Source organism: Caballeronia mineralivorans PML1(12) (genome assembly GCF_001028175.1).
Taxonomy (GTDB): Bacteria; Pseudomonadota; Gammaproteobacteria; order Burkholderiales; family Burkholderiaceae; genus Caballeronia; species Caballeronia mineralivorans.
Genome location: NZ_AEJF01000202.1, coordinates 1 through 8,164 on the forward strand (window position 1 = coordinate 1; position 8,164 = coordinate 8,164).

At 62.6% G+C, this 8,164-nt stretch carries 7 protein-coding genes; 2 read left to right on the plus strand and 5 right to left on the minus strand.

Annotated elements, in window-relative coordinates:
* Both EOS_RS34025 and EOS_RS34030 read left to right on the plus strand, forming a co-directional pair.
* On the plus strand, positions 1-1,257 hold a 1,257-nt coding region (locus EOS_RS34025), incomplete at its 5' end, for an aldehyde dehydrogenase family protein (RefSeq protein WP_047896614.1).
* 219 nt (positions 1,258-1,476) lie between these two features.
* Complete coding sequence (locus EOS_RS34030; RefSeq protein ID WP_047896615.1) at positions 1,477-2,541, plus strand: LysR family transcriptional regulator; 1,065 nt, start codon at positions 1,477-1,479, stop codon at positions 2,539-2,541.
* Between the two features lie 58 nt (positions 2,542-2,599).
* Here EOS_RS34030 and EOS_RS34035 read toward each other — a convergent pair whose 3' ends face one another.
* The 5 genes from EOS_RS34035 to EOS_RS34055 all read right to left on the minus strand — a co-directional run.
* Entirely contained in the window at positions 2,600-3,715 is a 1,116-nt protein-coding gene (locus tag EOS_RS34035; protein ID WP_047896616.1) for a porin, read from the minus strand.
* 145 nt (positions 3,716-3,860) lie between these two features.
* Positions 3,861-5,249 (minus strand): MFS transporter, encoded by a 1,389-nt coding sequence (locus EOS_RS34040; protein ID WP_082163622.1) that lies wholly within the window; start codon positions 5,247-5,249, stop codon positions 3,861-3,863.
* Positions 5,236-6,303 (minus strand): ketopantoate reductase family protein, encoded by a 1,068-nt coding sequence (locus tag EOS_RS34045; protein WP_047896617.1) that lies wholly within the window; start codon positions 6,301-6,303, stop codon positions 5,236-5,238. The genes EOS_RS34040 and EOS_RS34045 overlap by 14 nt, the downstream gene beginning before the upstream one ends.
* 13 nt (positions 6,304-6,316) lie before the next feature.
* Positions 6,317-7,123, minus strand: coding sequence for a TauD/TfdA dioxygenase family protein (locus EOS_RS34050; RefSeq protein WP_047896618.1), 807 nt, complete (start codon positions 7,121-7,123; stop codon positions 6,317-6,319).
* Between the two features lie 44 nt (positions 7,124-7,167).
* Positions 7,168-8,164 (minus strand): hydantoinase/oxoprolinase family protein (locus EOS_RS34055; RefSeq protein ID WP_047896619.1); only part of this gene is annotated, 997 nt, incomplete at its 5' end.

Below are 8,164 nucleotides of genomic sequence, written 5' to 3' on the forward strand. Positions count from 1 at the left end.
GTGGAAGGTCGTGCCGAGGCGCTCCGGGAGGTGGCAAGACAGCTCAAGGCGCGCTCGGAGGAGATTCTTGCGGTGGAAGTGGCCGATACCGGCAACACCGTCAATGCGCTCAAGGGAGATGTCGACGCGGCGGTCTGGTCGCTCAATCACTATGCCGGGCTCGGCTATGAGCTGAAGGGAGAGACGATTCCGGCGACGCCTGGCAATCTCCACATGACCGTTCGCGAGCCGTTTGGCGTGGTGGGGCGGATCGTGCCGTTCAATCATCCGATCATGTTCGTGGCTGCCCGTACCGCGGCTGCGCTGATGGCAGGCAACGCCGTCGTTGTCAAGCCGCCCGAGACGAGCCCGCTTTCCGCGACGATCTTCGCGGAAATCTGCCAGCAAGTGTTGCCGCGTGGCGTAATGAACATCGTTACCGGGCTCGGCCGCGATGCGGGCGACGCCATCGCACGTCATCCGGAGATCAAGCGGATTGCGTTTATTGGCTCGCCGGGCACCGCCCGCCAGATCCAGAAATCGGCGGCCGATGTGTGCGTCAAGCACATCTCGCTCGAACTGGGCGGCAAGAATCCGATGATCGTGTTTCCGGACGCGGATATTGAGCGGGCCAAGGACGCGGCGGTGCGCGGGATGAATTTCGCATGGCAGGGCCAGTCATGCGGTTCGACCAGCAGGCTGCTCGTGCACGACAGTCTTTATGACGAATTTGTCGAGGCTGTCGTCGCCCGCGTGAAGCAGATCCGGCTTGGCAACCCGGCGCTCGAAACTTCGATGATGGGGCCGATCAATTCGAAGGGCCAGTACGAAAAGGTTTGCCATTACGTGGACGTCGCGAAGGCCGACGGTGCGCGACTGGTGCATGGCGGGCGTCGGCCGGTCGGCGACGAATTCCGGCGGGGTTACTGGATTGAGCCGACCGTGTTCGCGGATGTGACGCCGGACATGCGGATTGCGCAGGAAGAGGTCTTCGGACCGATCCTGTCAATCATGCGCTGGAGCGGTGTTCAGCAGGCGCTCGAGATTGCCAATTCAGTTGAATACGGTCTGACGGCGTCGATCTGGACCCGCGACATTGGCGCGGCCATGCAGAGCGCGCGCCAGATCCGCACGGGTTATATCTGGATCAACGGCGTGGGTACGCATTTCAGGGCGGTGCCGTTCGGGGGGTACAAGAACTCCGGCGTCGGACGTGAAGAGAGCCTCGACGAAATGCTGAGCTATACGGAAACCAAGGTCATCAACATCATGTTGTAAGCCCCGGCTCAGGAGACCGCGTGGTCTCCTCTCGTTGGAAGCGAGCTTTCCTGTCAAATGAAGTCACGTGTGAAATTGGGTCACGCTTGAGGCTATGTCCCTGCTCCTTTTTTGACCGGCTACATTAGGCGGGGCGGCCTCCGGTATACCCAGGCATCCTTACGATGTGTGGGTGTCGGATCCGCCCATGCGCGGCATCATTTGCGGACAAGGGACAGTATGCGACCAAGCGAAAACGGCAATCAAGGCTTCGTGCTTTCGCCCAAGCCGGGTCCAGCCGCTCAAGGGCAGGTGAGCATGGCATCCGCCATGACCTTTATGCGCGACCGTATCACCCTGCGTCAGCTTCGCTTGCTGCTCGTGCTGAATGAGGCCCGCACGGCCAGTGCTGCGGCACAGCGTCTTTGCATCAGTCAGCCGGCTGTGTCGAAGGCGCGTGCCGAAATCGAGGCCGCGATCGGCGCGCCGATTTTCGTGCGGCGCGGCAATCAGACCGAGGCAACCCCCCTCGGCCAGCGCCTCGTCGAAGCGGCTCGCAAGATACTCGGCGAGCTGGAGGCAGCGAGCGAGGACTTTGTGCTGATGCAGGGCGGCGTTGTCGGCACCGTGCAGATCGGCCTGCGTTCAATCGCCGCCCAGCCGGTCGTCGCGAAAGCGCTTACCCGGTTCAAGGCCCAATATCCGCACGTGACGATCAAATTGCTGGATCAGCCGGTGCCGACCCTGCTCGACCGGCTGGCGAAGAATGAGATCTCATTCGTTGTCTCGGCGATGGAGCAGCCGGAACTCCACCCGGAATTCGAGCGCGTTCAGGTGCTCGCTGATTCGACCGTCGTGATCGCACATCCCGCTCACCCGCTCGCTCGGGAAAAGCATCTCGACTGGCCGGAGCTGCTGGACCAACCATGGTGCCTGGTGGCGCGCGGCTCGCCGCCGCGCTCGTATTTCGACGCGATGATCATCGAGCGGCGTCTGTCGTATCCAACGGATGTCATCGAAGTCAATTCTTTTCTGATGGCGGTGACGATCGTACAGGACAGCCACTATCTAACGCTGGTACGGCAAACTACAGGACTGCAACTGATGCGAAAGTCCCTCGCGAAGGTATTGCGCGCGCCGCAACTGGCTGGGCGCGAGCGCGTGGACCTGATATGGAACACGGAAGCGCCGATGTCCCCATCGGCGCGTCTTTTGCACCGTTTCCTGCTCGACACAATCGCAAATGAGCCTGGGGCAGCCGAGGCGGCGATGATTTCCTCGTCCGTCGCCGCGGCATGCCGCTGACAGGCGGCGTGTCGCATCGCCGCCCGCCGTGAAGAGCGATGAACAGTGATGAACGGCTTCAGAACTTATGCCGTATCCCAACCGTAATTTCGAGCTGCCGTTTCGTGCTTGAAGCCGGCAACGTGTAGATGTTGGCGACCGCCGCGTCTCCCGCCGCAAGCTGATAGATACCGACAAGCGAGACGTCGGTCCGCTTCGACAGAGACGTATCGATTCCCAAGTTGAACTGGTCCCACTTCGGCTGTTTCTGCTGCGGGTGATACTCGCCGTCCGTGTAGATATAGGCGGCACCGACGAGCGTAGCCGGCGTGATCCGGTAGTTGGCGTTGATCTCGTAGTTGTCGATGCGCAGCGAAGTGGCGTCCGCATATCGGAAAAAGGAATCCGTGTAGAGCAGGTTGATCTGCGCGTTCCCGATCGTGTACGCTGCGCCTGCGCCAAACACGCGCTGCTGTGCAACCCCGGCCGCCGGGTTCGCCAGACTTGTTTTGAACATCCCGGCGTAATCGCCCGATACCGAACCACTCGTATTGCTTGCGCTGCCCGGGTGGTCGTTGTTCAGATAGGCGATGCCCAATTGCAGTGGCCCCGCGTTGTACGCGACACCGGCGCTGAAGGTGCGGTTGTTGGCGAACGCCCCGGCCGCGTTGCTGGCGCCATAGAGCAGGTTGAACGATAGACCCGAGTAGTCAATGCTCGTATATTTGATCGAGTTATTGATGCGGAAAGAATTGAAGCCGTTGTCAGGGTCGCCAACGTGCGTCCCGTTTGCCGCGAACTGGGCGACCGATTCGAATCCGCCGAGTGTCGTTGGAACCGAATCGTACTGGCGACCCAGCGTGATGGTGCCAAACCGGTCACTCGTGATGCCCACATAGGCCTGCCGGCCGAATTCCCGTCCTCCCTGCTGCAGCGTGCCGTCGGTCGAACTGAAGCCGTTTTCAAGAACGAATACGGTCGCGTAGCCGCCGCCCAGATCTTCCCGCCCTCTGACGCCCCAGCGATTGGCCTGAATGGTGCCTGGAAGGAGTTGCAGGTTGGTGTGACCGCCCTGGTTGTTCGTATAGGTCAGCCCGGTGGAGACGATACCGTACAGCAGGACGCTGCTCTGGGCATGCGCCGTCGTTATAGCACCCAATGATGAAATAAGAACTACTAAATATCTAGGCTTCATTTTTATCCCTGAGGTTGCATGCATATGAAACGACGCGGACGAGTGTTCGGGTGGCGGGCAGTTGCCTCGCCACCTGTCTCATGAATCCGCACTCGAAGGTGCGGGCGGGTTGTGCGATGTTGCGGGTGCGGCGGGTTCGGCTGACTTACTTCGATGCGGCTACGCTTCGATTGGCGCTGGCGTCGATCCGGTGATCCGCCTGGCCGGACGCGGCGCCCGGATCGTCCGCGAACTCGATCGACATGCCTGTGCGATCTTTCAGCCGCGTGGTGCACACGACGCCGATCAGCGCGCTGCCGGCGACATAAAACGCGGGCGCAAGCGGACTGCCCGTCACCCAGATCAACCAGGTGACGGTGAACGGCGCAAACGTGCCGAACAAGACGATCGACCCGGTGTAGACGACCGAGATCGCGGTCGAGCGGATTTTGCTCGGGAACATCTCGCTGCTCAGTGCGGTCGACGCGCTGGCATAAAGCGAGCCGATGACAGCAAGCACGATCTGCACGATCGTCAACGCAGCGACGCTTCTGGCCGTCGACAGATACAGGTAGAGCGGCACGATCGAAACGGCGAGCAGGATGCCGGCGATATACATCGGCAGCTTGCGGCCTATGCGATCGGCGAGCGCGCCGAATACCGGCATCAAGCCGATCACGACAGCGCATCCCACGAAGCTTGCCCGATAGGCGTCGTGCAGCGGGATGCCGAGTTGCCGGCTGGCGAAGGTGGGCATGTAGTTCAACAGCACGTACGCGAATACGCTGGTCGGCACGATCGACCCGGCAACGGCGAGAATCAGACGCCAGTCGGAAGCGAACGCCGCGCGCAATGGCGATGTCTTCTTCGAGACGGGTTCGACGACTTTCCTGAAGGTGGGCGTTTCCGGCAGACGCGCACGGATATACATGCCGACCGGCCCCAGGATCGTGCCCAGCAGAAACGGAATCCGCCACCCCCATGCCGCTATTTGCGCGTCTGCGAGAAACTTCGTCATCAACCAGCCGATCAGGGCCGACAGCAAACCCGCCGCAATACTGCCGGCGTTGATCCAGCTGATATAGAAGGCCCGATGGCGCGCGGGCGCATGCTCGGCAAGAAACGTGACGGAACTGCCCAGTTCGCCGCCCGCGGCAAAGCCTTGCACGAGTCTCGCCAGTACCACCAGCAGGGGCGCGACCCAGCCGATCGTCGCGTAGGCCGGAAGGATGCCGATGAATCCCGTTGCCGCCGCCATCAACCCGACCGTAAGACTCAACGCCGCACGCCGGCCCACGCGGTCGGCATAGGAGCCGATAACGATGGCGCCAAGCGGTCTGGCTACTGCACCAACAGCGAACACGCCGACCGTGAGCAGCAGGGAAACTGTCGCGTCGTGGGTTGGGAAAAAGACCGGCGACAGCGTGACGGCGAAAATGGCGAAAAGCGTGAAGTCATAGAACTCGAGCATGTTGCCGATCGTTCCGGCTGCAATCAGTCGCACGCGCATGCGCCGGGTCGTCAGCGCGGAGTTTTCGTCGTCAATGGCCATCATTACCCCAGGAAGAGTTCAGTACAGCGTCGCGGACGTCTTGGCGGCGCACAAGTGTGATCAGGTTGTCGTCGGTCTGCTGGCAGCGGCCTTCCTCGATGTCGGCGATGGCGTCGATCAGCCGTCTGATGGTGGTGCAGGGAATCTGGTGGCGCACACCCAGTTCGAGCAGCGGCCCCAACTGATGGTGTATTTCCGTGCGCCGGCGATGCACCGCCAGATCGCGCCAGATTCCCGAATGCGTTTTCGTGCTGGTGCGCAAGAACCTCACCATGGCTTCGATGCTCGCGAGGGTGACCGCCTCGGGCACATGGATCGAAAAAGCGTCGGGATCATAGCCATCGAACGCGTGCGGACGAATGCCCTGCGCCGCGGCGAGCGCCGCGATCTCCGTGCCGAGCGCGCGCCACAGCGGCAGCAGTTCGGGTTCCTGGAAGCACTCGATGATCGGCCGCTGTCCGAGCGCCTGTGCGGTGAGCATCAACGCAAAGCCGAGCTTGCCCCAGACGTAGGACCAGATGTCCGCGGTGGCTTCGATCGTCGGGTCGAAGTCACGCAGGATCTGCGCGAGCTCACGCGCTCGCTCACTGACGCCGCCGCTGAACTCGCCGATCATCAAGGTGCCTTTCGCGCCCAGGCAGATATGTCCAGGCCCCAGCATGTCGGCCGCAACGTTGACCGACGCGGCGAGCGTGCGCTGTCCCCCGAGCGCGCGCTCGACCACGGGCGCGAGAAGGCCGTTTTGCAGCGACACGACGCAGCCGTCTTTAGCGAGGTGGGCGCGCAGCGCAGTGGCGGCGGCCTCCGTGTGCTGGCCCTTGACCGCGAGACACGCGTAGCGCCATTGGCCCGTCAGTTCGCCGGGCAGGAAGGCCGGCGCGGACAATGCGAATTCCTCGCCGGACGTGCTGACGCGCAGGCCCCGTCCGGGGTCGTTGATAGCCGCCACGTGCTCGGCAGCGATGTCGACAAACGTCACGTCATGCCCCGCGCGTTTGAGGTAAGCACCGATCGAACCGCCGATCGCACCCGCTCCCCACATCAGAATCTTGCTCATGCCGCGGTCCCCTTCAGATGGCCGACGTGCGCCGCAACGTGCGCGGCTCGCTGGAAAGGAAAGGCAGGCGGGCATGCGCCAGCGTCTGGTTATTCCAGATGATCATGTCCCCCGGCTGCCATTGATGGATGTAGTTGATCTCCGGGGTCTCTTCGGCGGTCCGCCAAAGTTCCTCGAGCAGCGCTTCGCCTTCCTCGTGAGACACACCGCGATAACCCACCGTGCTGATGCGAACCATCCAGAGCGCCTGTTGTTCCGTGCGCTCGTCGCGCCATACGAAGGGATGCCACGCACGCTGCGCGCGGGGTGAATCCTTGGTCGGATCCTGACGGCCCGTGTAGTTGTCGTCGTAATTGAAGAAGTGCTGGCACTGGACTGCTTCGGCACGGGCGCGCAGTGCCGGCGGCAGCTTGTCGAGCATCGCGCTCATGTTTCTGAAGCGCGTACGGCTACCTGAGGTCGGTATCTCGATCGCGTACAAAAGCGCTGTCTTTAGCGGCTTCTCGTAAAAGAGCTGGTCGTGATGGAATTCGATTTCGCCGACAGGCAATACGCCATCCGGGCGATTGTTGGAAATGTAGTGCGCTTCCTTGCCATGCGAGCCGTCGTAGCTGTTACGCACGAGCAGGTCGCCGAACAGGCGGGATACGCGAATCTGATCCTCCTCGGTCAGGCCGTGCTGACGGATCATCAGCAGGTGATGTTTCTGATAGGCCGATTGGATCGCCGCAGCGGCGTCGTGCGGCAGCGGCCTGCTCAGGTCGACGCCCTTGATTTCGGCGCCCACGTAGTCGGACAGCGGAATGACTTCAATGCTCATGATGATTTCCTTTGCAGATTGTCTCGGGAAGTAATGGCCGGCGTTCAGCCGGCTTCGACGATCAGGTTGCCGAAGCGGTCGATGTAGCCCGTGTAGCCCGGCGGAATGACGGTCGTGCAGTCGAGTTGGGCGAGGATGACGGGCCCTGCCACCGTTGCGCCGCAACCGAGCTTTGCGCGGTCATAAACCGGCGTCTCGTAGACGCAGCCGTCGAACCATGTCTGCTGGCGACCGGCTTCGGCCGCGCGTAGATCGGTCCCGGCAGCGATCTCCTGGAAAACCGGATGCGGCAGGTGTCCGATGGCTTCGACGAGCACCGCGACAATTTCCAGAGGCGTATCAGGCTGCGCAAACGTAAACGTGCGTTCGTGCTGGGCGTGGAATTGCGTGGCAAGCACCGCGAGGGACGCGTCATCCGCCCGCTGGCTGCTCCACTCGACGCGTAATTCGGAGCCCTGGCCGGCGTAGCGCAGGTCGGCCCACCAGCGGACTTCGGCGTTGCCGGACGGAATGGCCTCGGCATCGAGCCATGCCCGGGCTTGCGACTCCAGCGCAGCGAAGGTTTTGCCCAACGCCTCCATGTCCAGCGTATCCGAACGTTGCAGGATCACATGCCCGAATTCCTGCTTCAGATTGCTCGCCAGAAGGCCGATCGCGGAGAGCACACCGGGGCTAGGGGGAACCACGATGCGCGGGATATCGAGCAGATGCGCAAGGCTGACGCCGTGTAACGGGCCCGCGCCGCCGAACGGCACCAGCGCGAAATCGCGTGGATCATGCCCGCGTTGCACGGACACCAGCCGGATGGCGCCCACCATGTGGTTGTCCGCAATCGCGAGGATGCCTTCCGCAGCGGCTTCGACCGTGAGGCCGAGTGGCCGCGCGATGCGCGCTTCGATGGCCTGTCGTGCCGCCCGGCGGTCGATCCGCATCGTGCCGCCCAGCAGATATTCGGGCAGTCGACCCAATACCAGGTGCGCGTCGGTCACGGTCGGTTCGACGCCGCCGCGGCCGTAGCAGACCGGTCCGGGGCTGGCGCCG